Origin of the sequence: Psychrobacter raelei (assembly GCF_022631235.3) — a bacterium.
Taxonomy (GTDB): domain Bacteria; phylum Pseudomonadota; class Gammaproteobacteria; order Pseudomonadales; family Moraxellaceae; genus Psychrobacter; species Psychrobacter raelei.
The window spans coordinates 681,579-708,028 of the sequence record NZ_CP093310.2 but is presented as its reverse complement, the minus strand read 5'-3'; the positions used below and the strand labels follow the sequence as shown (position 1 = coordinate 708,028).

The 26,450-nt window shown below is 44.1% G+C and carries 21 protein-coding genes; 6 read left to right on the top strand and 15 right to left on the bottom strand.

Going from position 1 to position 26,450, the window contains the following annotated elements; all coding sequences use genetic code 11:
- Nucleotides 1–43 precede the first annotated feature (43 nt).
- A complete protein-coding gene (locus MN210_RS03020; protein WP_155586555.1) occupies nt 44–583 on the top strand; it encodes a DciA family protein in 540 nt (179 codons plus the stop codon).
- Between the two features lie 295 nt (nt 584–878).
- Here the strand turns inward: MN210_RS03020 and lpxC are convergent, their stop codons facing one another.
- The 12 genes from lpxC to MN210_RS02960 all read right to left on the bottom strand — a co-directional run bounded on the left by lpxC (nt 879) and on the right by MN210_RS02960 (nt 15,229).
- Nucleotides 879–1,772 (bottom strand): UDP-3-O-acyl-N-acetylglucosamine deacetylase, encoded by an 894-nt coding sequence (lpxC, locus tag MN210_RS03015; protein WP_201543950.1) that lies wholly within the window; start codon nt 1,770–1,772, stop codon nt 879–881.
- Nucleotides 1,773–1,968: 196 nt separating this feature from the next.
- On the bottom strand, nt 1,969–3,162 hold the full coding sequence (ftsZ, locus tag MN210_RS03010) for a cell division protein FtsZ (RefSeq protein WP_011959811.1): 1,194 nt from the start codon (nt 3,160–3,162) through the stop codon (nt 1,969–1,971).
- 80 nt (nt 3,163–3,242) lie between these two features.
- On the bottom strand, nt 3,243–4,541 hold the full coding sequence (gene ftsA / locus MN210_RS03005; RefSeq protein WP_011959810.1) for a cell division protein FtsA: 1,299 nt from the start codon (nt 4,539–4,541) through the stop codon (nt 3,243–3,245).
- 352 nt (nt 4,542–4,893) lie between these two features.
- Entirely contained in the window at nt 4,894–5,784 is an 891-nt protein-coding gene (locus MN210_RS03000; protein ID WP_227675254.1) for a cell division protein FtsQ/DivIB, read from the bottom strand.
- A 274-nt stretch (nt 5,785–6,058) separates the two neighbouring features.
- The gene (locus MN210_RS02995; RefSeq protein ID WP_241879175.1) at nt 6,059–7,057 is read right to left on the bottom strand and encodes a D-alanine--D-alanine ligase; all 999 of its coding nucleotides are present in this window, start codon (nt 7,055–7,057) and stop codon (nt 6,059–6,061) included.
- Between the two features lie 141 nt (nt 7,058–7,198).
- Entirely contained in the window at nt 7,199–8,629 is a 1,431-nt protein-coding gene (murC, locus tag MN210_RS02990; protein WP_338412525.1) for a UDP-N-acetylmuramate--L-alanine ligase, read from the bottom strand.
- A gap of 171 nt (nt 8,630–8,800) precedes the next feature.
- Complete coding sequence (gene murG, locus MN210_RS02985; protein ID WP_425605629.1) at nt 8,801–9,958, bottom strand: undecaprenyldiphospho-muramoylpentapeptide beta-N-acetylglucosaminyltransferase; 1,158 nt, start codon at nt 9,956–9,958, stop codon at nt 8,801–8,803.
- Between the two features lie 369 nt (nt 9,959–10,327).
- A complete protein-coding gene (locus tag MN210_RS02980; protein ID WP_110816151.1) occupies nt 10,328–10,771 on the bottom strand; it encodes a DUF2147 domain-containing protein in 444 nt (147 codons plus the stop codon).
- 179 nt (nt 10,772–10,950) lie between these two features.
- Nucleotides 10,951–11,928, bottom strand: a complete 978-nt coding sequence (gene gshB, locus MN210_RS02975; protein ID WP_338412524.1) for a glutathione synthase — start codon at nt 11,926–11,928, stop codon at nt 10,951–10,953.
- A gap of 112 nt (nt 11,929–12,040) precedes the next feature.
- The gene (gene pyrE / locus MN210_RS02970) at nt 12,041–12,715 is read right to left on the bottom strand and encodes an orotate phosphoribosyltransferase (protein ID WP_011959803.1); all 675 of its coding nucleotides are present in this window, start codon (nt 12,713–12,715) and stop codon (nt 12,041–12,043) included.
- Between the two features lie 168 nt (nt 12,716–12,883).
- Nucleotides 12,884–14,266 carry a hypothetical protein gene (locus tag MN210_RS02965; protein WP_241879172.1) on the bottom strand — a complete coding sequence of 461 codons (1,383 nt, stop codon included), beginning with the start codon at nt 14,264–14,266 and terminating at the stop codon, nt 12,884–12,886.
- A 72-nt stretch (nt 14,267–14,338) separates the two neighbouring features.
- Complete coding sequence (locus MN210_RS02960; protein ID WP_241879171.1) at nt 14,339–15,229, bottom strand: NAD-dependent epimerase/dehydratase family protein; 891 nt, start codon at nt 15,227–15,229, stop codon at nt 14,339–14,341.
- Nucleotides 15,230–15,645: 416 nt separating this feature from the next.
- On the opposite strand from MN210_RS02960, the gene MN210_RS02955 reads away from it, so the two are divergent.
- From MN210_RS02955 to MN210_RS02940, 4 genes are all read left to right on the top strand, one after another.
- The gene (locus MN210_RS02955; RefSeq protein ID WP_338412523.1) at nt 15,646–16,305 is read left to right on the top strand and encodes a hypothetical protein; all 660 of its coding nucleotides are present in this window, start codon (nt 15,646–15,648) and stop codon (nt 16,303–16,305) included.
- A 212-nt stretch (nt 16,306–16,517) separates the two neighbouring features.
- Nucleotides 16,518–17,114 (top strand): hypothetical protein, encoded by a 597-nt coding sequence (locus MN210_RS02950; RefSeq protein ID WP_338412522.1) that lies wholly within the window; start codon nt 16,518–16,520, stop codon nt 17,112–17,114.
- A 124-nt stretch (nt 17,115–17,238) separates the two neighbouring features.
- Nucleotides 17,239–20,259 carry a TonB-dependent receptor gene (locus MN210_RS02945; RefSeq protein WP_338412521.1) on the top strand — a complete coding sequence of 1,007 codons (3,021 nt, stop codon included), beginning with the start codon at nt 17,239–17,241 and terminating at the stop codon, nt 20,257–20,259.
- Nucleotides 20,260–20,278: 19 nt separating this feature from the next.
- Complete coding sequence (locus MN210_RS02940; protein ID WP_338412520.1) at nt 20,279–21,106, top strand: hypothetical protein; 828 nt, start codon at nt 20,279–20,281, stop codon at nt 21,104–21,106.
- A 23-nt stretch (nt 21,107–21,129) separates the two neighbouring features.
- Here MN210_RS02940 and MN210_RS02935 read toward each other — a convergent pair whose 3' ends face one another.
- Nucleotides 21,130–22,500, bottom strand: coding sequence for a PGAP1-like alpha/beta domain-containing protein (locus tag MN210_RS02935; RefSeq protein ID WP_338412519.1), 1,371 nt, complete (start codon nt 22,498–22,500; stop codon nt 21,130–21,132).
- Between the two features lie 52 nt (nt 22,501–22,552).
- Entirely contained in the window at nt 22,553–24,565 is a 2,013-nt protein-coding gene (locus MN210_RS02930; RefSeq protein WP_338412518.1) for an Lnb N-terminal periplasmic domain-containing protein, read from the bottom strand.
- A gap of 178 nt (nt 24,566–24,743) precedes the next feature.
- On the opposite strand from MN210_RS02930, the gene ampD reads away from it, so the two are divergent.
- Complete coding sequence (gene ampD / locus MN210_RS02925) at nt 24,744–25,364, top strand: 1,6-anhydro-N-acetylmuramyl-L-alanine amidase AmpD (RefSeq protein ID WP_110816141.1); 621 nt, start codon at nt 24,744–24,746, stop codon at nt 25,362–25,364.
- 32 nt (nt 25,365–25,396) lie between these two features.
- Here ampD and MN210_RS02920 read toward each other — a convergent pair whose 3' ends face one another.
- Nucleotides 25,397–26,278, bottom strand: coding sequence for an HpcH/HpaI aldolase/citrate lyase family protein (locus tag MN210_RS02920; RefSeq protein WP_338412517.1), 882 nt, complete (start codon nt 26,276–26,278; stop codon nt 25,397–25,399).
- Between the last annotated feature and the right edge of the window lie 172 nt (nt 26,279–26,450).

Here is a 26,450-nt window from a genome sequence, read left to right as displayed (position 1 = left end):
TAGTCAGTTATAACGCCATCTAAAATTAAGTCTGAGGCCTGCGATGCAAAACCCATTAAAACCCAATCACTTAGCAAATCGCATTGATCATCAAAAGTCTGCAGCGTCTGCCTTGCCGCGCTTTTTACGAGATAAATGCTCTGAGCTGAACAAAATAACTCAAGAGATTAAGGTATTATTTGACTCTGGCCTCCCCCAAGAGATATTAGACACTCTGTGGGTGGTTAAATTCGAAGAGGGGCACTTGGTGCTCTCTGTACAGTCTCAAACTGCAGCAAATCATCTTCGATACCAGTCAAACAACCTAATTCATATACTTAAAGAACAATCTCTTACATTCAGCGTACTAAAGAATATAGATGTAATCGTTACTTACCCTGCTTCAATTAATCATTTAAATGAAAATTATGATCACTCAAAACCGCATTCAAATCAATCGAACTTAATTGCTAATAAGGGCTCAAGCCACGTTAATCATGGCCTGACCGAAACAACGAGAAGAACTATAACACACACTTTAGAGCATGTCATTAAAGACGAGCGCCTCAAAAACTCTCTAAAGCGTCTCGCAAAACCTAACTAAATAGTCTCTAAAATGTTTTATTATGTAACTTGATGTCGTTTTCTTGGTATATAACGTTTAGTTTTTAAAACCAATTCATCAATTCTCCTAAATAAATCCACTTTTTCATCATGAGATACACTTTAATAATTAGGCTGTAAGTATTGAATATGTTTGGATTATGAAAGTATTTCTTATTTAGACACAAAAAAAGGTGAAACCTGAGTTTCACCTTTTTTTATATTTCCATATTGTTGCTTAAAATCTAAAAAAACGACCAGAAAATCTAAAAATTATTGAAGATTTTACTTGAAATTTAAATTTCATAAGCTCTCGCCACTGAAGATGTGTCATAAATTGTTACAATTTCAAAGTTATTGGGGTCATTATATACCTCTCTAATGAGCTTATTGTTCAATGCATGACCAGATTTGTAAGCAGAAAAACCGCCAATCAGACTGTATTTAGCCAAATATAAATCACCAATAGCATCTAAAATCTTATGACGCACGAACTCTTCTTGATGTCTTAGGCCCTCTTTGTTCATAATGCCGTTATCATCAAGCACAATTGCATTGTCCAAACTGCCGCCTAGCGCCAGATTATTCTTCTGCAGATGCTCAATATCTCGCATAAATCCAAAGGTTCGAGCATTGCCCACATTCTCGATATAGTTCTGCAAGGAGAATTCAAAGCGATAGCGCTGGGTATCTTTTGGAATACCAGGATGATTAAAGTCAATTTCAAAATCTAAGCTAAAGCCGTCGTAAGGCTCAAGTTGTGCCCACTTATCTCCCTCGACTACTTTGACAGGTTTTAATATTTTCATAAACTGCTTAGGAGCGGCTTGCTCCTCTATACCTGCCTCGAGTAATAAGGTGACGTAATTGGCAGCACTGCCATCCATAATAGGAATCTCAGCATCAGACACCTTAATCAGTAGGTTATCTATACCAAAGCCTGCCAAAGCACTTAATAGGTGCTCGACTGTGCCAATTTTTATGCCATTTACCATCAGATTAGAGGACATGACCGTGTCTGTCACCAAAAATGCATCGGCCGCTATCAAGGGAGCATCCTCAATATCGGTGCGCAAAAATCTAATCCCCGTATTTACCTCACTAGGCTGCAAGGTTAAGGTGACATCTTGACCGCTATGTAGTCCTATCCCAACGACAGTTATGGGCTGTTTTAAGGTGCGTTGTTTCATAAAGCCGGTACCTTATTGCTGTCGTCAATGAGTTGCTGTCATTAACGAGCAAAATAAAAAGAATTCTAGCACAGTCGCTCAATAATATTACCTTATATCCTAGGTATTTGTGGTTAATTTCACAAAAGACAGGCATAAAAAAAGCCAAGCATTGGCTTGGCTTTTTAATAGCAGGTACAATTTTATTGTTAAGTTATTAACGGTTTTGTTGACGCTTTAGATAGTCTTGGATGCTATTGGTTTTAGTCGCTGCAGGCTGCTGCGGAGCTGAAGAACTACCTGCAGGTGCCTGTGCCGGATAGGCTTGAGACTGAGCCGCTTTTTGATGGCTGTTAAACGCGCTGGTGTGTACACTAGGATCAACGGTTTGATTGCTATTGGCAGACAGCATAGGCTTACGCTCATCTTGGCTTTCATCTAAGGTCAGACCTGTAGCGATCACCGTGACATGTAAGTCTTCACCTAGCTTCTCATCAATGACTGTACCAATAAAGATATTGGCATCTTCTATATCGGTAATATCGTTAACCACTTCAGTGATCTGATTTAGCTCATCTAAAGTCACTGATTCAGAAGACACAACGTTTACGATAAGACCTTTGGCATTTTCTAACAATAAATTATCAAGTAGTGGTGAGCGAATGGCTTTTTCAGTCGCTTGACGGGCACGATCTTCGCCACTGGCGCGGCCAATACCCATCATAGCATGACCTTTGGCGGTCATAGCAGTGCGGATATCATTAAAGTCAATGTTGATCACACCTTCGCTTGAGATGGTCTGGGCAATACCTTGTACTGCATGCATCAATACATCGTCCGCCTTTTTAAAAGCATCTTGCATTGAGATGTTGCCATACACCTTTAATAGCTTATCGTTTGGAATGGTAATGATAGAATCTACAAAGTTTGATAACTGATCGATACCGGCTTTGGCCGCTTTAATACGTTTGCCGCCTTCAAATTTAAAGGGGGTGGTTACTACGCCGACCGTTAAGATTTCCATCTCTTTGGCAATACGCGCCACAACAGGGGCCGCACCCGTACCCGTACCACCGCCCATACCAGCAGTAATAAATACCATGTCTGAGTCTTCAAGTAGTTTACGGATAGACTCCTCTTCTTGCTCAGCGGCTTCACGACCCACTTCAGGGTTAGCACCTGCGCCTAGACCACGGTTGGTATTGGCACCTAATTGTAGTTTGTTATCAGCAGTTAGTCTGTCTAAGGCTTGCTTATCAGTATTGGCACAAACAAAGGTAACCCCTTTAACGCCTTGTTGAACCATATGTTCAACCGCGTTACCGCCGCCACCGCCAACGCCAAATACTGTAAAACGAGCTTGGCCATTATTTAAATCGTGGCTATTAGTAGCCATTGTGTACTTAGACATTATCACTCCTTGGGGTCACCTTTTTTAGTTAATTTTTATATGTATTAACTAAGTGATGACTGTCAAATATGAAAATTAAATTATATAAGGTTTTTAAAAAAGTTATTCAAACTGTGTCTAATTCTGCTAAATGAATTGGGCTTATCAACCTCTAACGCTTCAGGAGAGCTTCTTTCGCTGTGTTTAAACTGCTCGCTTTGACTGTATAACAACGCGCCAAAAGCAGTTTGTAGCGAGCGCTGCTCCACTCTTGCATTGAGCTCTTTAAACTTCTCATCATGACTATCAAAATAGTTGTAAGCGGAAATTGCCTCATGCGGCGTGGTCAGCACTACCGGCATCTCAAGCAAGCGTTTTGAGAAACGTACCATACCTTTGACTTGACTGCCACCCCCGGTTAATACCACACCACGTTGTAGGTAGTCGAGTAAGCCGGCATCTGAAAGCTTTTGAAATAACGCTTTATAAAGCTCGATATAACGGGCTTCAATGATTTGAGCCAACTGTAAGATATTAACCGTTACCTCATCATTCATACTACCCACACGAGCAAACGTCTCAAAACGAGAAGGGTCTATATCACGCGTATCCACAGTCCCTTTTTCAATTTTGAGTCTTTCAGCCTCCATCATGGTGATATTGAGCTCAGCTGAAATATCCATGGTGACGTTATTACCGCCATCAGCGATACAGTGGGTAAAAATTAATTTATTTTCACGATAAACACAAATACTGGTTGTACTTGCGCCGATATCGATCAAACACACCCCTTGCTCACGTTCGTCTGGCATCAGACCATATTCAGCACTTGATACCGCATCGAACAACATATGGTCAATGCTCACATCACAGGCTTGAATTAGTTTTTGAATATTTTGTCGGCTGCTCACCGGCATCATCATTAAATGATACATCACAGTGACTTTGTTTGCATACATACCAATGGCATCATCTACCATCTTTTCTTGATTTTCAAGGAAGATGCCTTGTTGGCAATAATGCATTAAATAATGGGTATTGGGTAGCACACTGGCTTTGGCTAAGGTTAACGCATTAACAATGTGTTGGGTTTCGACCACACCACTGTCTAAATCCACCACACCAAAGCCATTATGGCTTAATAATTCAGGAGTCGATAAGGTAAGCCAAACACTATGGATACGACAATTGGCCATTTCCTCAGCTTGGATAATGGCCTGACGGATAGAGCTTTTTAAGCGATCAAAGTGGGTAATCTGACCTTGCTGAAAATCATTGGTAAATACCTCACCCACCCCTTTAATGCGAATTTCTTTTGCAGAAATCACATTACCAACGACTACATACACTGCAGTGGCGCTTAGATGAATAACGGCGAGAAGATTTTCAGATTTACTCATAAGTTTAGAACATAATAGGTACTGTTAGGAGTTTAGAGTATTTGGTTATACGCTGTGTCCTACAAAAAACAGTAAGGTTAGATTAAGTTGTTTGGTTATTAATTCGTCTGGGCTTATCCTTAAGCAGACTGGCCTTAAGTACCCTTTATTATTTCCTGCTATTACTGCCCTATCCTTTGCCAGCCATGTATCCACCATCTTTTATTTTATATCTAACTGAGCGTTTATTGGCCAAGACAAGCTTAGCGCTTATCACGGTAACACACTATACGCAGCAGCTAGAGGTGATATAAAAACAACTTATCAATAAACGGGCATCGCCTATGCTTTGCGGCAGAATCAAATGCGCTCTTTAGTTGGTTTGTTGGCTGCTTGGACGCGAAGCTGCTGCTTGCGGCTCATTAGCTAAGCTTGAACTGTTGGTATTTTTGTTCTGTTCACTTGTACTACTGGTGGCTTTTTGCGTACTTGCCGTCTTTTGAGTATCGCTTCTTTGATTCATTTCAGCTTTATCAGGTGCTGAGTCTTTTTTCCAATCAATCACAAAGCCATTTTTATAACGCAAATCTACTGCCTGTATTTGACCACGTTTATCTGCCAACTGGTTTTGAAGCAATTGGCTAAGATTCATAAGCTTTTGTGAGGTGTGCTCGTTATCGACAATAATACGCATGCCATTATTAAAGCGAATTGCCCAAGTCATGCGCGGTGTTAACACCAGATCATCCACTTGCATTTTTAAAGGGGCAAACCACTGGTTGACTTGCTGCATTTGTTGCATAATTAAGGAGGATTGCTCAGCATCTCCTTGCAGCATAATAAGTCCATCTTGAGACAATTCAGATTCGCTCACAGGCTTAAATACTTTGCCTTGCGAATCTATTAAGTGTTCACTGCCAAATTTAGCTATCGGCTCACGTGGTAAGGCGGTGATAACAATTCCTTCACCCCATTTGCGCTCAATGTCTACTTGGCTAATCCAATCTTGCTGCATCACACTGTCTTTAAGCTCAGGCAATACTGCGGTAAAAAAGCTACCAGCCTGTTTTTTGCTCATAGCGGTATTAAGCTTTTGGTACTGAGCGGCATCTAGATTTTTGGCGTTTACCACCACTTTGGCAGGCTGAGAGTGATACACCCTATTGGCCACCAAAACAAATATGGCAACAAACAACACTACCGCGATAGCTATCCACACTTTTGCAGATAAAAATTTACTTAAATTCAGCGAAGTTTTATTCACAGAGGCAGCCATCGTGTCCATTTTGTCTAATAACTTATAATTGTAACGCATTTGCTGAAGTAGCGATAGCGCCTATGTTTAGTGAGCATGTATCAATTTATGACAGAAAAAACCATATGAGAAATAATGCAATATCTCATAGGGCTATTTGGGTCTAAAAATACATATTTTTAATTGGTCTTGGGTTTAAATGGGTGTGTTTTAATCAGATCCGCGTGGTGGTTAGCCTTGCCTTATTTATCTGATTATTTGACCACACTAGCCCTGTTAACCCTTACAGCGTCTGGGCTAAGATATGCCAACATAGCTGTTCAAAATTCATCCCACGTGCTTTAGCTGCCATAGGTACTAAGCTGTGACTGGTCATACCAGGTACGGTATTAATCTCTAATAGCCAAAAGTTACCTTCTTCGTCTTGCATAGCATCAATACGGCCCCAGCCTTTGGCGTCTACTGCCTTAAATGCCGCCAAGCTTAGTGCCTGTAAATGTGCTTCTTCTTCTGCGCTTAAGCCACAAGGAATATGGTACTGAGTATCGTTACGATTGTATTTGGCCTCATAATCGTAGAAATTGGAGATGTCTGCAGGCTGCAGGCGAATAACTGGATAAGCCTCATCATCGATAATAACGATGGTAAACTCACGGCCAGTAATCCATTTTTCTGCCATCACCACATCACCACACCCTGCTGCTACTTCATAGGCTTTTGGCAGCTCATCTAACGTATTCACCTTGCTCATACCAATACTTGAGCCTTCATGCACTGGTTTTACAATTAAAGGCAGACCCAAAGTATTAACGATTTGCTGCCAGTCTGTGTCAGCGCCCAAGACTGCAAAAGGCGCAGTAGATAATCCACAGCCGTGCCACAATTGCTTAGTACGTACTTTGTCCATACCAATCGCTGATGCCAAAACACCGGATCCTGTCTGGGGTAGACCCAGCCAATCTAACAGGCCTTGTAACTGACCATCTTCACCGCCGCGGCCATGTAGCACATTAAATACACGGTCGTAATTTTTTAATTCAGTCACATCTTGGTCTTTAGGGTCAAAGTGAGTGGCATCGATGCCCTGTGACTGTAGCGCCTGTAATACCGCATTGCCACTGTCTAATGACACTGCTCGCTCATTGCTATTACCCCCAAAGACCACGGCGACTTTACCAAAGATGCTTGGATCTTGAGTCGTGGCGGCGTTAGCAGAAGCTTTGGTAGCAGATACAGGGATTGCAGTTGGGTTGGTAGCAGATTGAGTCATAGTCATGGGCATCTTAAATGGTAAAAAGGGTCAATAATCAAAGCCGTGACACCCAGCAAGGCCAATAAGACCAGTCAGCTTAGTCACAACGTAAATAGTATAGATAAAAATTACTTCAAACACTAATCATAATCTTCAAGGATTAGTATTGGCTTAAAGATACAGGTTATTGGCCGCTAATTGTTGGCTTACCTGACCTACGTTGCCTGCGCCTTGAGTAATGAGCATATCACCCGCTTGTAGCACCCGCTGCATCACAGGGGCCAGCTCATCTTTATCCACCACAACCGGCTCAACTTCACCGCGCAAGCGGATACTACGAGCCAATGACTTGGTATCAGCGCCCACAATTGGCGCTTCACCGGCACTATACACATCCAGCAATAGCAGCACATCCACCTGCGATAATACCGCCACAAAGTCATCATAACAATCACGAGTACGACTGTAACGGTGCGGCTGGAATAACATCACCAAACGGCGCTCAGGATAACTGGCGCGCGCCGCTTTAATAGTCGCTGCCACCTCTACTGGATGATGACCATAGTCATCAATTAATAAAACATCACCGTCATCTTTGGCCACGCAAGCTTGCTGCTCAAAGCGGCGACCTACCCCAGCAAACTTTGCCAACGCCCGTTTAATAGCGTCATCATTCACCCCCTCATCGGTGGCCATAGTAATGGCAGCTAAGGCGTTAAGTACGTTGTGTTGCCCTGGAATGTTTAACGTTAATTCCAATGGCTCGCGGTCTTTACGCAGCACGGTGAAGTGAGTTTTAGTGCCATCAACACGTACATTGGTGGCCTGCACATTGTTGTGCGGCTCTAAGCCGAAAGTTAATACTGGGCGACCAATATCATCAATCATATCGAACAGCTCTTTATCATCACCGCAGACCACAGCCAGACCATAAAACGGCATATTTTGTAAAAACTGGATGTAAGCGGCTTTTAATTTATCAAAGCTATTACCGTAAGTATCCATATGATCTTGGTCAATATTGGTCACAATAGCAGCCATAGGATGCAGGGTCAAAAATGAAGCATCTGATTCATCAGCTTCTGCAATTAAATAGCGGCTTTCACCCAGTGAAGCATTTTTTCCTGAAGCATTAAGTTTACCACCGATAACATAGGTAGGATCAAACCCGGCCTCTGTCATCATCATGGTCAGCAAGCTCGTGGTTGTCGTCTTACCATGGGCACCGGCCACGGCGATGCCATGACGATAACGCATTAATTCACCCAGCATATCAGCACGGCGTACCACGGGTAATTGTGCTTTTAGAGCAGCCTGAATCTCAGGATTCTCGCGATCAATGGCAGAAGAGACCACGACCACGTCGGCATTGGCAATATTTTTTGAGTCATGACCGATAAATACTTCAATTCCCAAGCTTTGTAAGCGCTTGGTTACCGGACTTTCTTTAATGTCTGAGCCACTAACACCATAGCCTTGGTTTTTCATTACCTCAGCAATCCCGCACATCCCTGCACCACCCACGCCGATAAAGTGAATGCTTTTAATGCGGCGCATTTCTGGAATTTCGATTAATCTTTTTGGCAGGGCTGATTTTGACATAGGGTTCTCTTTCAATAAAAAATGACAATAAATATTTGGTAGAAATAACAGCTACCTAGTAATGAGCTAAATACCGTTTAAAATAGGTTTTACGGTAATAGCATAAGTTTTGTAGTAACTTGAGCCTAACCGTTACAAGTACGCTAAATATCGCCGATGCAAAGCAACTCATTAGCGAATGGCTTGCTCCCACACAAAGTCTGCCGTCACCACAGTTGATCCTGGATTGGCCAAGGCTTTGCCTTTTTTGGCCATGCTCTGACACTTCTCACGGTCTAAGTCCAGTAGTGTCTGTGCTAGATATTCAGGCGTCAGCTTACTTTGCGGGATTAAATAGGCGGCATCCTCAATAGCCAGCGAGCGGGCATTAGCAGTTTGATGGTCATCGACGGCATGTGGCAGAGGTACAAAGATGGCTGACAGTCCCACATTTTGAATTTCAGTCACCGTCAGCGCCCCCGCTCGGCAAACAATCACATCCGCCCAAGCATACGCTGCGGCCATGTCGTCGATAAAGGGTTTAACCGTGACCGTATGCACAGCTCTATCCACCGCTTGATAATAGCCTTGGGTGCTGTCCAAATTATTACGGCCACATTGATGATGGACTGCAATCGGCTTATCTATCTGAGCCAAGGCAGCAGGGACCGTACGATTTAATGCCTCGGCACCCAAAGACCCCCCAACCACCAAAAGCTTAAGCGGGCTCTCATCATTAAGATCATAACGCTTCTCAGGCGGCTCAATCTCACAAATCGCTTCACGCACCGGGTTACCCACGGTTTCAAGCTTAGGATTTTCAGCACTGTCACTATCACCAAACGTGTTAGGAAAGGCTTGTAATACCTTGGTAGCAATCTTGGCCAAGTAGCGATTACTCATGCCAGCGATGGCATTTTGCTCATGAATAATAAGCGGTGTTCCGGTGGCTTTTGCAGCCAGACCTCCTGGGGCACTGACATAACCGCCAAAGCCGACCACCACATCAATCTGATTGCTTTTGATGACCTTGATACTCGCCAGCATTGCCTGCGATAGAGTAAACGGCATTTTTAAGAGTCTACCCACACCTTTGCCGCGCAGGCCTTGCATATCGATGGTATGAAAAGTATAGCCCACAGGTCGAACCAAGTCGTTCTCCATGCCATGCGGCGTACCTAACCAGTGTACTTCTGCGCCGCGTCGGGTCAATTCTTCTGCCACTGCCAATGCAGGAAATACATGGCCGCCTGTGCCCGCTGCCATCATTAATACTTTAGGAGTCTTTACCGAAGAGCTTGTCGATGGGGATGTTGGTGCGGAGGTTTGTACAGCAGCATACTCAGACACGGATGGTTCTCCTAATTTTTAGCTAAAAATAGGTACAGATAAAAGTTGAAAAATCATAGCATAAATAACAGGCTTAGGCGATGACCTACCTAAGTTATACCCGCTTATCTTACAACAAAGTAAACAACTGTTTAGATGCTGTAGGACAATCTATGCCTCAAACTGAGTTTTCCGACAAAACATCGAATACACAAAAGCCAAGCTGCGATGTTTTTCACAGCTTGGCCTTTAAGATGGTCTATATTTTATTATTAAAATGAGTACTATGAAAGTAGGTGGGATATGAATCACCTCATTTCATAGCCAATTCATGCATTTTACACAGTTACTCTCATTCATTGAGTCTCATTGACAGTCAACGTGCTAAGACTAACGACGCTTTAACACACGTGTTTTGCCCAGTAGTGATATGCCTTTATAGCCTCTAAGCTCCAAAGTATCCCCTTTAAGCTCACCTTTACCTGAAAAAGTCATGCCTGTTTCAGGCTCAATACCGCTGCCACCGACATATTTATTAGGGTTGTTTGGATCTGCTTTTAAATCCCAAAGTACAGTCGCGCCTATTAAAGATTTGTCTTTGAATTTGCCGCGGCATACATCACACACCGTTCTACCTTGAGCGCGGGGGTCTAATAACTTCACAATTTTTGCAGAGATCTTGCCATTTGATTCGGTAAATTTTAATACAGAATCTGGCTGACCCTTATCGTTATAAGTCGTCCACTGAGTGTTATTTAATTGGTCCGCAGCGCTAGCACTAAAAGCGAAAGCCAAACCGGCGCTAAGTATAAGTGATTTTGCAAAGGTACTCATATTACATCCTTGTGTTATGTTTAATTAATCCAAAGTGAGTCACACTCACTTTATTCATCGTAGCGTAGAGTGTAACAAACAACCACCCTACTAACGATAAAATATTTAATTATTTTGTAAGATTAATTAACAAAACATTGCCATATTATGGCAATCCCCTCTACTTATGGCCATCCCAGTTATGAATGTTGAGTGCATTTTTTCTCAATGGCGATAATTAAATCGGTCGCGATATCGGTACCACATTGGTCGTTAATTTCACGTACACAGGTGGGGCTGGTGACGTTAATCTCTGTAATTCTGGCCCCGATCAAATCTAGACCAACAAACATCAAGCCTTTTTGCTTAACAATAGGCGCCACCTTTTTGGCCACAGCCATCTCCTGCTCAGTCACTGGCATAGCCACACCCTGTCCACCGGCGGCTAGGTTGCCGCGGGTTTCGCCTTTTGTGGGGATGCGCGCCAGACTAAAGGGAACAATTTCACCATCAACAATCAACACTCGCTTATCGCCCTGCTTAATTTCTGGCAAATAACGCTGCGCCATAATCGGTAAACTCTCAAGTTCAGTAAGCATCTCAAGCGTGGCGCCAATATTGGGACTGTCTTGCGTCAATCTAAAGATACCGGTACCGCCCATACCATCTAAAGGCTTTACAATAACATCTTGATGCTCTTGGATAAACTTGCGAATATGCTGCTGCTTGCTGGTCACTATGGTGGGACTCATTAAGTCGCTAAACCAGGTGGCAAAAAGCTTCTCGTTACAGTCGCGAATCGCTTGAGGGTCATTGACCACCAATACCCCCGCTGCCTTGGCATGATCTAACATATAAGTACTGTATAAAAAGCGCATGTTAAATGGCGGATCTTTACGCATTAAGATGACATCATAATCAGTAATTGGCTGAGTTACCTTATCCGCTAAACTGTAAAAATCGTTAGGGTCACGGCGAACCGTGACCGCTTGCGCATCTACTTTTAACTCGCCCTTATCCAGCCATAAGTCATGAATTTGACAATACCCCAAACCATGTCCTCGATCACTGGCAGACCACATCATGGCTAATGTTGAGTCTTTTTTATAGTTCACCGTTTCGATTGGATCCATCACCACTAAAATATTAAGTGGTTTTTGGGCGCTATGTTGACTCATGGTAATTCACTCCGTTATGACTGTCAGTAACTGACAAAGATAAGATGATTATAGTTAGGGTGATGGCTAGGCGTCATTTTTACAAGTCTAGCTGACTTAAGCCCCACTCCATTTATACGCCGTACTGCTCACGGTAATGACGCATTTTGGCCAACTGCGTTTCCTCACCCTTTTTGGCCACATAATCAATAATATCATCTATATTAACCAAAGCTTGTACAGGAACTTTTAAGTTCTCTGCCAGCTCTTGAATCGCAGATTGCTCATTTTGGCCACGCTCTTTGCGATCAAGCGCCACAAGAATACCGGCCACTGTGGCACCGGCAGCATCCAAAATATCGACAACCTCTCGCATTGCTGTGCCAGCAGTGATGACATCATCTAGCACCCATACCGCTTTGCCATTCACATCTGCACCCACTAAGTTGCCGCCTTCACCATGATCTTTGGCCTCTTTACGATTGTAACCCCAGTGTGCGTTAATGCCATGATTATTCCATAGGGCTTGTGCAGTGGCTGCCACAAAAGGAATGCCTTTATAAGCGGCGCCAAAGATAACCAGCTCATCGCTACCCGACACCTTTACTTGCTGAGCTAAAGCTTCGGCATAACCATTGGCCAATAATGACAACATCTCTCCTGTGGACAGTAAACCTGCATTAAAGAAATAAGGACTAATACGGCCTGATTTAAGCACATATTCACCAAACTTTAACACTTCATTAGACAAAGCAAGCTCAATAAAAGCACTGCTAGAAAAATTAGAAATAGAAGGAGAAACTGCCATGAAAAGTCCTATTTAAATAAATAAAAAGTAAAGTGACGTTATATCAAGCCACCAACCAAACTTAGGCTAAAGTTAGGCCAAAGCTTGGTAAAAGATAGGCCAAAAATCTGTCATATATAAAGCCAATTAGCGGCGTATTATAGCTTTAATCGCCTTTTAATGTCAGGGTTATGACCAGCCATTAATGTAATAGTTACTGATATTAGGGTATCTAGTAAACAGGACACAATCGCTGCATAGGTTAAGATAAATGGGCTGGCCTAAGTTATGACTGGTCTCACCCTTTTGATTGGTGATCGCGGTTTTGCTGTGCTGTTTGGCGTGCTGTACCTGCAAAGATAGGTAACTGGCGGCCACCACCACATGACCTTCAAACAAGCGAATTTGACGGTACTGCTTTGCAAACTGTGGGTGTAGATTACATTGACTAAGCACATAACTGCGCATGTGCTGACAGATTTGTTTGGCAGTTAGGTACTCATTAATATGCGCTTGACGACGGCACTGCTTAAGAATGTGCACAGCGACACTGCAAGCCAAAATATCTGTGGTTAAGCTGTCAACCCCATTATCAAAGCGCTCAGGATATAAGATAACCTCCCAGCTTGGGGCAAATAAATCATTAATCATCTCAGGCATCAAGGCAGACAGTTTTGATGAGCAGACACCGTGGTTTTGCTTATCAGCCTGCCCTGCCCAAGTCTGATCGTCATTACAATGTGAGCGCCTAAACCCATAACGTGTTAAGCCTGGATACTGTTGACACGCTTGGTAGATATCGGCCATATCTAATAAGCTCATCTGAGTTAAAGGCGCTAACAGCTGTGTGTCTGATACATTGGCCGATTCTAAGTGATCAGATTGCTCAGAGCCACTGGCAGTATCAAATACAGGCTCGAAGAAATGAGCCGGCAAATTAATCAAACCGCCCAACTGCAGCAACTCTAAATGTGAAGCCAACTCAGGTGAAGCAATGAGCGCCCACATCGAAGCATTTGAACCCTCTCTTTGAGACTCTGATAATTGATGCGGTATCTGAGTGCGCTCTACCAATTGATGTAGCGCCTGCTGATAACGTGGGGCAGGATGTGGTATATCGCTCAAAGGGCGGTCTGGATCTAATCCTATAGCATCGCCATTAAAGCTAGGATGTCTGATTCCCGCGTGCTTAATTTGACGCTGCTGCAAGGTGTGCGCCATCTGATTATATGCTTCTACCTCTGTATCTGTCTTAGACTCACAATCAGACAATGACTCTGATAAGTCGGTGCAATCGAGAGCAGAGGACTCTGAGTGTGCTTGAGTGCCAGTATGAGAGGTATGGGCGTTAGATACCTGCATCTCATCTGAGCGGACATGATTGGTATTAGAGTCGCGTAAATGCCTATCCTGTTGAAAAGGCTGATGCAACTTATCACTCAAGCGCGATATTTGAATAAAAGGGTGAGGCTGACTGTCTTGGCTATTACTGCGACTACTATTTAAGTTAGGCTTATTACTTGCTGATGAGCCTTGTTGCGCATCGTCTTGTGAGTTTCCCATTGATGACATACGCCCTCCTGATAAGCTTAACGTAAAAACGCTCTTTTAAAGCGTGTAATATATTATAACTATTATAACGTTTTATGCCTCAATAGCTTGTAGAATATGCATATACCCGCTTTTCCAATCTGGATATTGCAGCCAATCGCGCGGAATGTTACTGTGCAAGCGCTTGCCACTTACCTGCGCTTTATCTGTCTCACTTAAGACTGCAGGCGGCGTTGTACCAAGTTTATTGCACAGCCAAACCATCAACTCATAAGAGGTCACCGGTACATAGTCTGTTGCCAAGTACATAGGCGCTATAGGCTCAGATGCAGATAAAGTGAGCACTTTAACAATAATGGTCACCAAGTCTGTATCCATAATACGATTGGTCCAAGCGGACACTGGCATTGGCGCTTTATCGGCCTCTTTTGCCTGACGCAGACGCATGAGGCGCTGTTCACCATAAATGCCACTAGGACGAATGATTACCGCGCGCTCAGCAAATATTTGCTGCAGTGCCTGCTCAGCTTGCAAGATGTATTTTGAAGCTTCTCTTTTGGGGGCTACTGGGACAACGGTGTCATCTATCCACTCACCATTATCCTGTCCATACACCCCGGTGGATGAGATAAACACTACTCTTTGAAGCTTTGGCAGTTGATCAGCTAAATTTGCAACATGCTGGGCGACACCTAAATAAGTATGTTTATAGTTTTTTGTCTCATAGCCATCTGGGGTCACTATGATTGCAATATGGGTAAACGCATAAAGCTGCTCTGCCGTTAGCGTTAGCGCATCAGCTTGCAGGTAGTCCGCCTGTTCATTCAAATCATAAGACTGACGCTCTCCTCTGGCCAACCCCGTAACCTTAAGCTGCTGCTGAGCCAGCACATTAGTCACTGCCAAACCAATATCACCCTGCCCTATAATGAGATATTTCGATGTCTGTGAACTGGCTAAATCTGTGTTTGTTAAACTCTCCATTCTCGCTTCCTTATTTTATTTTTAACTGTTTTTTATTGTCTATAACAATTATCATAACTGTTTGATTAAGCTTTTAATTCTGCTAAGTCTTTTAATATTATTTTTTTAATGATTTTTATAGTGCTTTTAATTTAAGTTACAAAAATATTATTCGAGTCATCTAAACATTCATTGATTAAATCTAAAAGCCATAATATAATCGATGGTATTATATGTAGAGATAGATTAATAGAGCATCATATAACCCTCTAATACCTCATATCCTCCACATAGCTTACCTTTTAAACCTCCAGACTACCAGTAACACTCTTGCTTGATTCAGTAAAATCATCCTGCGCTATCGATTCCAATTAATCATAATAAGTATCACTGGTCCCCAAACTTTTAAACTGGCTTAACCCCAGGGAACTATATATATGAAACTTTTTTCTAAAATTGCACTGGCTACTGCTACCTTATCTATCGCTTCTTTCGCATCAGCAGCATCTATCAGTGGCTCAACTGACTTCCGTGTTACCCTACCAGAAATCTTGGTTTTGTATCACTGGGATGATGCACACCTGACATTATCAGATGTGGCAACCACACCAGATAACGACAGTGACCCTCGTGAGATCAGCGATGCGACCACACGTGATTTATCAGCAACGCTACAAGAGACGAATTTGACCTTTCAAGGCAATGATGTCAACACTGCGTCACCAATCACAAACTTTGATTCAGGTCTTGTAAAGGTGACGCTAAAAAACTCTTGGGCAGTACGTAGCTTATCAACCGCACCGGTAACGTTAACCTTAACCAACCCGAATGCAACTTTAAAAAATGCTACGAATAATGCAGCCACCATTACCACCCAAGATGCTGTATTAGCATCATCAGGCAATGGCGTCACTGGTACAGATTCAGCGTCTATGACCATCCCTAGCGGCTGGGCACCTGTCATGGGTGATATTAAGTTTAATTTAGACTTAACCAATGCAGACTTCGCTGGCGAATACAACACTCGTGGTAAAGCAGCAGATACAGATGAGAAGACTGATACTTTCTTATTGACACTAACTGGCAATGCTCAGTAATTAAACGTCTTCCGATAGAGCAATCGTTAAAAATACCAGCTCATGCTGGTATTTTTTTGACTAATTGCTAGTCTATATATGACGTAATGCTTTTAAATAAACGACAATCTGAAGTCCATCAATGACTTGACGTAGTTGTTACTTCAAAATGCTTTAAATATACTTGAAACACAGTGAGTCTCATCAATATCTATTTTATTCAAAGGTCTGCCATGTCTATCCTTTCACCGCGCCTTACCTCTACCACTCTGTCTCTACTCACACTTGCCGCTAGTACATTATTATTGATGCCGTCTGCACAGGCTGAGCTGATTATCCATACCTCAAAGGATAACAGCGGTAGAACCCAAATGGTGGTCAATCAGGATAAACAAAAAGAGCTGCCGCCTGCCCAATTAGGTATTACGCCCTCTCGTGTTGATGAAACTGTATCACTGACTCAAAACAAAAACACCGCAGGTTTAAATCAATCACTCACGCTATACAACTATGGCAACAAACCCAAAAAAATTCGCTTAAATCTAGTTGACCTTGATACAGCGACCGGTAAGCCGATTGAGCCCAATGAAAATACGTTAAAGCCTTGGACACTGATTAATCCTACTGAGTTTAGTATTGCTCCAGGCGGCTATCAGACGGTACGTATGGCCATCCGCCTACCCATGCAGTTTGCCAAAGGCAGCCACAAAGCCATGCTCTCTATCGAGCAGCAGGTAGATAATGCGTTGACTTATGATGCTGATGGCAAAGGGGTTACCGTTGAAATTGGCTCACGTTATGGCATGCCTATTATCATGAACATAGAATAAAACCGCTCTATCAAGCAGGAGCTTTCAAAGACAATTTATCTAGTCAGCTCCATACTACTCTTTAGTCTAATAAAGATAACCAATAGTTGCTCTGCTTGCTCAAAGCCCCATTTAAGTGCCCGTTATGATAACAAAACCAACCACCTTACGCCTGATGATACTGGCATCCCTACCTGGGCTTTGGGGCACTTATGGTATCGCTGGGGCTGCCATAAACATACCGCATCATACCAATGCTGAGCCGATGACAACAGCGGCTGAGGCGACAGGCCAAGAGATAAAATCAAACCCTCAAAATCTGTCATTAACCCCCAGTCTGGTTGGTATTTATGTTAATGATCAAGAAGTCGATACCATAGAAGTACTGGTTAATAGCGATGCGCAGGCGTTGCCCACACAAACAGGGGACAGTGGTGAAAAACAAAACAACCATCATTACTATCTCTCCTTAGCGGATTTAACCCGCTTAACTGGCATCCAGCTCACCGCCAATGGATCGGTAGGATCAAATAGCAACACGGGCTATCAGGTCAGCACCCCCATTGGCGATACCCAGTTGACAGCAAACACCCTCACCCAGTATCAATCTCAAGACTATATCGCACTCAGTACGCTCAAAAAGCTGGGCATTACGGCTGACTATATGCCTGCTGATCTGGCAGTACGCTTGAATATGGGCTGGCAACCTAAAAAAGAGGGGGTAGCCCTAGCAGCATCTGAGACATTATCAAAATCTGAGCAGCAAGCCGTTGATTATCGTCCCGGCACACTTGGCCTGTTAGGGCTTTCTTTTAATAGCTCATTGAGTGTCTCAGAAAACCCGCTAACCTCTCAACAGTCATCGACCAATCGTCAAATGTATGCCGATATTGGTGCTTTTGGCTATGCGTTTGGCGGCGTTTGGGGGGCTCGTGCTTTGGGGGTAGACAGCGATTCTGACAGTATTGGGCGCTGGGATAATACGGAGCGCTGGGACGACGAGCAACGCATTCGCTCAGAGCGCTTCTCTCAAACAGCACTCGATGGCTTTACCTATCTGCCCTCAGAGTGGGATGACTGGCAAATTGATAATTTATACTGGGCAAAATCAGGGCAACAGCTGGCCACTCGTATTGGGGTGAGTCAGCCAAATTCTTTGGGCCAAGGCGCTCAGACATCTGGCTCGGAGTTTACAGGGGCGTTGATTGCTTATAGTAATCGGGATATCGAGCGTCACCTCGCCTTTTTTGATGATACTAGCAGCAGCCTATTACAAAACACCAGTCAAGATTACCAACATATTACCGGTATCGGTGAGCCTGGCGGTGTCGCTGAGCTACGCATCGATGGCCGTGCGCTCGCACAGGTACAGATTGGACTTGATGGGCGTTATGAATTTTTGAATCTGGATGTCAGCCAATTAACCTTGGCCGACACCTTGGTCGAAATTGCTATTTTTGCCTATCCATTAGCCCGCCAGCCCTTAGAGGTGCGCCCTATATTCTTGGGTAAGCGTCGAACTAATACAGCAACCGATGAGCTATTAATCGAGGCAGGTATCGGCCGCTCTGGTAACCTGTTTAATAGTGACAGCAATGACAACCACGATACCGCCGCTCATGTTTATGCCGAGTATGGTATTAGTAACCGCTTAGCAGTGCGCGCTGGGGCGAATACCAACCTACAAAATGATACCAAAAATAGCGATGAGCTCTCTTGGCATACAGGGGTCAATTATAGCCCATCTGTTTATACCAATGCAGACCTAAGCTATGCGCACACACCGACTCAAGAGCTATGGCAAGCGCAGTTACAGTATCAACGTGATAAACTGTGGGCGAATTATCAATACAATTATCGTGAATTTGAGGGTATCGGTCGCGGTAATAGCGGCTCAAATACTGACGTATTGCGTGACAAACGTCATCAGCTATTACTAAACTATCGCCCCAATGACAAAACCATTATTGGCTTAAATCAATATTATGATGACTTAGATCAGCCACTCTCTGGATGGGATAAATATCATGCTTACGCCAGTATCTATCATCAGTTTAGCCAAGCGCTCAATGCTGATGTTAACTGGGATACTCGCGGTGACCGCTATAATTACCGAGTCAATTGGCAAGATATCAACCTCAATCGCCGGCCAAATAATAATAGCTCTACCCGTAATCGTGTTGGGCTCTCAGGCACCAATGACAGCGACACCTTATCATTACGTCACTATCTAAATGACCGAATAAGCTTAGGGCAGTCTGTCAGCCGTCATCATGAGCATAGTGAGCCACTGTATCAAGGCGATATCAGCTACCGCTTTTATAAAGGCGGCGCAGACCCAAATCTGGCCTCACGCTTTAGTGGCTTTGATAATCTAGTGAGCGTGGGCTATAGTCTTTATGATAATAAGGTGGGATGGCAGGCCGATTGGCAGCTGACCCATCATAACAGCATTAACTTTAGTCTTGGTTATAAGCACCGTTATGTCGATGCCATCGCCACTGAAAATTTGGATGGTTTAATTACTACTGATGGCTTTATTATTGATAATGCACTGCCTGCGTGGCGTCAGAATAATTATTTATATGCCAAGCTGTCTTTTGATATGTTTAAACCACCAAAGCAGGGGTTGAAGATGGGTAATTTTCCTCGTCAAAACCTAGGCAGTGTGGTGGTTGATGTTGCGCATCCGGCAGAGCCTGCTATTCATAGTGACTCAATGAGCTTTACTTTAGATAATCAAAAAGTAGTCGCCAATCTACTGGGCTCAAAGGACAATCATAGCCAATATTTGATTAGTAACATCAAGGCAGGCGACTATACATTAAAGATGGATGCCGAAGAGTTACCGCTAGAGTACAGTACCCAAGAGCTACCAACGCCGCGCATCCGAGTCAGTAACTATGCGCCCACCTCTGTGCCGATTCAGCTACACAAGACCTATGGTGTCTCTGGTCAGTTGGCAGATGCCAAAACGGGTGTTGAGATTGGTATTTATCAAAATGGGGAGCAGGTACAAAGTGTACGCTCTGGCAGCTATGGTTATTTCCAAGCCTTTGGATTAGCTGAAGGCCATTACACCTTACAAGCTGACGGCTACCAAGCCTATCCCTTTGACATCACCAATGATTTTGTTATGCAGCTGATATTACAGCCAGCTGACTAAAACTTAAAGATAACGGTATATGAAATATATGACACTAAATGGCTTACTTAAACGGCTAAGACAGCATAAGCGGCTCATAAATATGACAGGCGCGGTGCTATTGGGTCTAGGTAGCCATGCCGCACTCGCCTGCCCTGTGGTCTACTTTAATAATCAGGTGACTCGTTTAAATACCGTCAATGATATAGACGGCCAAACAATCTATTTTTGTATGCAAACTGGATTTTCAAATAACCAGCTGCAATATACCTTTCAGCCCAATGACTTGTTAACAGGTGGTAGCCAAGCCATTGTCATGGGACAAGCCATTCAACGAGCTCCTATCAGTAACCGCTCTATCAATCTTATTGGCCCAGGCACAAATACATTAAACCTAAAATCACTGCTGGCAAAGACCAATTTCCCCGTAAATGGTGGCGCATTGGGGAAAGCGTCTGTTTTTAACTTCTATAGCCGTGTGAACTCCCGTAGAGGAGAAGACCAGTGTACTCCTAGAGATCAGTACACCGTTATTCGCCGCTATATAAGAGCAACGCCCCGACTGTTTCAGGCCAATAACAAATACCCTTCACCTGGTGGACCAAAGATAGCCACTGCTTTAGCTGATGGCAATAACTTGGCCATTATTAAAGATGCTGAAATTCGGCAAGGTAACAGCTTTTTAAAAGCCGATATCACTTTTTATCATGCCAATGCTGGTCAGAGCGGTCAATACTTTACAGACAGAGACACCGGCAACCAGTTTTGCTGGGTGGCCGTTAGCACCACGATTGATATCAAGGATAATGCCAGAAATATCAATCATGCCGGAGACTACTTTGTGGATGTGGGTGTCTATAATCCATAATTAGATTAATGCTCAGACTGCGATTACTCCACCAACCACTCAACCGTTTTATCCAGCACCTGCTCATCAGACAGCAAAGCCATATGGCCCACGCCATAAAAGACGGCTTTGCGCTCTTGGGGAACATCTAAGGTATGCTCGGTTGTGTGTTCGCCAAGGGCTGAGTTGATATTTACCAGCCCATCACCCAGCAGATCACTCACTTTCGAAGCCTGCCCCTCCTCACTCAAGCTGCCTGCCAAAAAGTAAGCCTTGATATGCTGTGGTAGAGGGGTTGCATGACGCTCGCTGTCTGGCAACACACTGCGAGCTTGCAGCGAGTGCCAATCTTCATCACGCACGCTGCCATGGCGCAAATCAATGATACCCATGCTGCGTATATCGCCAAGCTTGGCCAACGAGCCAGCAAAGGGCAGCTTGCCAATACTCTGCTGCACCACATCACCAATGCGCTCAAGCAGGGCGCCATGATGTGGCGAACCGAGTGTGATTAACTTTTGTACTTTGTTCACCCAGTCGTGCTGTTGCTCACTGCCATAATACAGCGCGCTACGCGATACCAAACCACCCATGCTGTGGCCGATTAGATCTATTTGAGTGATATCAGGGTATTGCGTTATCAGCATTTCTAGCAGTTGAGAGAACTGACGACCATTTGTCGATATGCGCTGACCGGTATTGTAGTTCAAGTACAATACCGTGGATGCAGGTAGGTTCTTTATCACTCGCCGCCCCAGTGACGCGTCATCATCAGGTTGCCAGTTTATGTAGCCCATACACAAGCCGTGCAAGATAATAACCACACGGCCTTTGATTCGCTGATTTGTGTACACGGTTTGAGTAGTATTGCCGGGCTCAGAGAGTATTGGCTTGGTATATTTGTGATGGCTATCCACGCCATACAAGGTCATCGGCAGAGCAAGCGGATTATTGTTGCTAACAAGATGATCGCCCATGACTCCGTTGATGACATTCACCACCATACTAAGTGTGTTTGGCAGAGGATGAGGCTTTGTATGGTGCATTAACTGGCTGTATTGCTTTAGACCCATTGCCAAACTGTGACCAACGATTGAGGTGATGCCCTTCACCACCTGATACATCCGCCCACTAATGCCCTTATACCACAAGTCGCCATAGCGGTGATTCAATAGCCCTAATGGCCGCAAAACGATTTCGCGGTGTATGGCTTCAGCAATACCTGTCGTTTCAATCACGCCCATCACCGCAAGTTGACTGATACCGGCCACAAAATCACGCAAAGACAGCTCAGGGTCTTGCCATGCCCGCTCATCTAATTGATCAGTATCTGCCTGTAACGGATAGTTTGTGGTCAAAGCTGATGACTGATGCGATATCGGCATGGCACTCAAGGGTGAGGTAGGATTGATCATTAGGCCGCTTCCATAAAGTGACATCCATACTGCTATGCTCAGTATTTAAGTGTTAAAAATGCTTGATATACGCCAGTTGTATATCGTCTCTGCCCTCAATATCATCTTGCAACTGATAACTGCCTTGCAGGCGAATCGCTTGGTTCTTCGCCAAGTCATACTGCGCCCCTAAGCTAACTATTGGCTGCCAATAATGACTTCTACGATTGTCTGAATCTAAGTCGCCGTGATACCAATATGGCATTTGTAGCTCCCCCACCACCCTAGCCTTGCTATTGAGCTGATAGCGGCAGCCCAAATTCACGCCTGCTCCCACTCGGTAGCCATGACTTAAGCCTTTACCCACTTGTGCTAAGCCGGAGCCAAAGGCATAGCACAATTGCGGCGGTAGCTTACCTGAGCCCGCTGTTGGTGTCCCAAAGGCGGCAGATATCCCTTTCTCGTAAGCAAAGCTGCCCACCAGATGGCTGGCATCGGGATCGTCATGAGTCGCTAATTTGGCTTGAGAGCCATCTTTTACTTGCGTAGCTTGCAAGTTAACTCCCCAGCTTGACAACTTAGAGTCGCCGCTGCGGGCGGTATTGATCGGGTTAAATGAGCGGCCACGCAAAATGGCCAACTCTTGTAACTCTACTCGGTTATGATCGCCTTTGTGCGGCTCTTGGTCTTGATACACTCTAAGCGCAATAGAACCTGCTTCTAAATGAAAATTTTGTGGATAGCCACTGGGCCGATCCAATAAGTCATTAAATCCGCCGCGATAGGCCAAGCTTAGATAGCCTGTATCATCTTGCGCACCTGCACCGATCATCACGCGCTGTAGTTCATGTCCATTTAGCGGGTTATTATCAGCAGGGGTTAATTGAGTGGGGATTAGGCGATTATTCGCATCAATGCTGCTTTTGGGCAATTCTATTTGGGGGTTATTGCGTTTGGCCTGTGCCAATGTTTTGTCTGCAGGAAAATAGCTTTGATTTGTTATCAAGCCTTGTTTTTTAAGCAATCGAACCACATCAGAGGGCACCACTGCCAGCTTAAATTCATCTAATAAGTTGCCTTCAGGGCGTACCACATCAATATAGCGTAGAATCTCTGAGGCGCAGTTATCTAAAGTAAAATAATAAGGCAGTTCTAAGTCTTTGGTCTCATAAACATGACGCATAATTTGCTGAATTTCAGCATCTGTTAGCTTAAGCTCATAGGTCCAAACGTCACGGTTGTCGGTCTTTAGATAGTCAGCAAGCTTTTGTGGGTAGGGCTCAATAGTAATGTCATTAGGATAACCACCAGCGGCAGATTTGGCTGCATAGACGAGAAATGAATCATCAGGATTGCCGGCCACGGTATCATTTAGTGCATGCGCTTTATCAATGGCTTTGGGATCAGCCAGGCTGGCCTTAGAATCAATGAGCATCAAGGTATGACCAAAAGCGGATACCGGACGGTTGGGATATTCTTCAGCGAATACTACAGATAAGCGCTGTGGGTCTAATGCTTGAAGCCAATTATCAAAGTCAGGACAGTCGGGCTGAATGTTTTCAAGGCCAAGCTGAGTCTTGAGCCAATGAGTACGCGCCGGAAACCTACAGGCCGCACTGTCATTGCCCTTTATACCTTGAGTGATTGTGGCAGTGATAAAGGCCTCTAACTCAGCCTGCGGATCAGTGTGACCTGCAGGGCTTAGAAAAAATTCTGGGTTAGTGATTTTACTTTTATAGCGTGCTGAGCCACTTTTTGTATGGCCATTTGGTTCAAAATAATGCAGTCGCAGCCAGCTGGGATGGGTGGCCAGATTTTTTTGCTTTGCTGTGGCAATCAATTGATCTATCTGCTTTTGTTGCTCTAAGCTACCGGCTTGTTCTGCCGTCATTTTAGCAGACTGCGTTATAGGCATCTTTGCGATGTCCTTGTTATGCTTAGTCTGCTGCGGCTGAGCTTGGGCATAAGCGGACGCGCTTAAGCTTACCAAGATACTGGTCACTGCCACATGAGTGACACTATTTTTTAGGCTTAATAAGGGTGTGCTTTGAGCCCAAGAACCTACAGCCGATTTGTCTGATAACATGATTCACCCTATTATTAATTTAAGTATAATAAAGCAGCTTAATCGATTGCCGCCTAATGGGTTTATGATACCATGCCGCTGATTTAAAGCCATTAATAGCGGTATATATTATGTTGCTTAGTGCCGCTTAAACAGTGTTATTAGCCTCCCTTATTTACTCATAATAAAATGACTACTTATGAAAAAACCCTTTATTAAAGCCCGCGCTTCTTACAAGCCTATACCTCTAAGCATTGAATCAGGTCTTTTAACTCAAGCCGACTGGCTGCCCTCACCTAATTACAATCAGCGTCCTGAATCTTGCGAAATTAGTGCCATCATTATCCATAATATTAGCTTGCCACCTAATGAGTTTGGTCAAACAAATGAGCAAGGCCTACATTATGTCAAAGCATTATTTACCAATACTTTGGATTGGGACGCACATCCTTATTTTAAGAGCATTGAAGGCATGGAGGTCTCCGCGCATTTATTTATCGAGCGTAGTGGCCAAATCACTCAATTGGTCAACTTTGAAAACAGAGCTTGGCATGCCGGGCGATCAAGCTATCTGGGCCGGCCTGAATGCAACGATTACAGCATAGGTATTGAGCTTGAAGGCTCAGATTTTCAGGCTTTCACCGCTGAGCAGTACACCGCCTTGGCCAGTGTAATCGCCGCTATTTATAAGGCTTATCCCAAAACACGCCGTCATTTAACAGGCCACAGTGATATTGCCCCTGGGCGTAAAACGGATCCAGGAGAGTATTTTGAGTGGGACACGCTGCGTGACTTAGTCAGCACCTTGGTGGCTAAATAATGCAGCGTTGTTAAATAATGCAGTGTCTGACTCTAAGCAGACAACAGTGTTTGACACTGCAAAATCACCGGTAAATCTACCATGACCCCGTCTATGGCAAAGATGCTCTCACCAGTGCGCTGATAATAGTCGATTACTTGTTGGGCAAACTCAAGCTGAGCTTGGCTGGGGGTAAAGGCTGTATTTACTAAGGCCACCTGCTTGGGGTGGATACACAGCATACCTGAGAAGCCTAAGTCAGAAGCGTATTCAGCCGCCATTTGCATGCCTGCCTCATCTTTAAAATCGGCATAAATACTCTCGATCGGGGCTTGTAATCCATTGGCTTTACTGGCTAATAATAAAGTGACGCGCAGCTGGCGAAAAAAGTCTTGCTCAGCTTGACTGCCTGCGCGTAATGACAACTCATTGCTAATATCAAGGCGGCCATAGCTTAGCGCCATAAGCCCCTTGCTTTGGGTGATTTGGTTTAACTGACCTAATCCTAGAGCTGACTCAATCTGCCCCACAACAGTTAACCCCGTTTGCTCCCATACTTGAGTGACTGACGCACTTGAGGTCAGCTTGGGCAGCAGCACGCCGGACACCAACTTACTTGAGGTCAGCTGCTTACATAGCACTAAATCCTCAGCCAATTGCTCATCATTATTAAGGCGCAGCCAAACACTGGCTCTCACATTATCAGACTCTAATTGTGAAAAAAACTCAGCTATATTCTCACGTGCCTGGCGCTTTTGGTCCAAGGCCACAGCATCTTCTAAATCAATAATGACCGCTTCCGCCCCACTGTTTAATGCTTTATTAAATCGCTCTGGATAAGTGGCGGGAACGAATAACCAACTGCGCGGACTGACGATTGGCCGGCTGCCTGTACCAGAGCTGGCGATTGGCGTTATGCGATAAGAGTCGCTCATTTTTTATCCTTTTTTACCCTTCATGGTTTATAGGTATATTTATTAAAATTAACAATAAAATGATTACAGCTCAGAGCCAAAACAGACAAACTACCAAGTATGACACACCCCCAGATTCCATCACAATTTCATTAGCCAGTACAATTATCGTATCGAGATAGTGCTATAATCT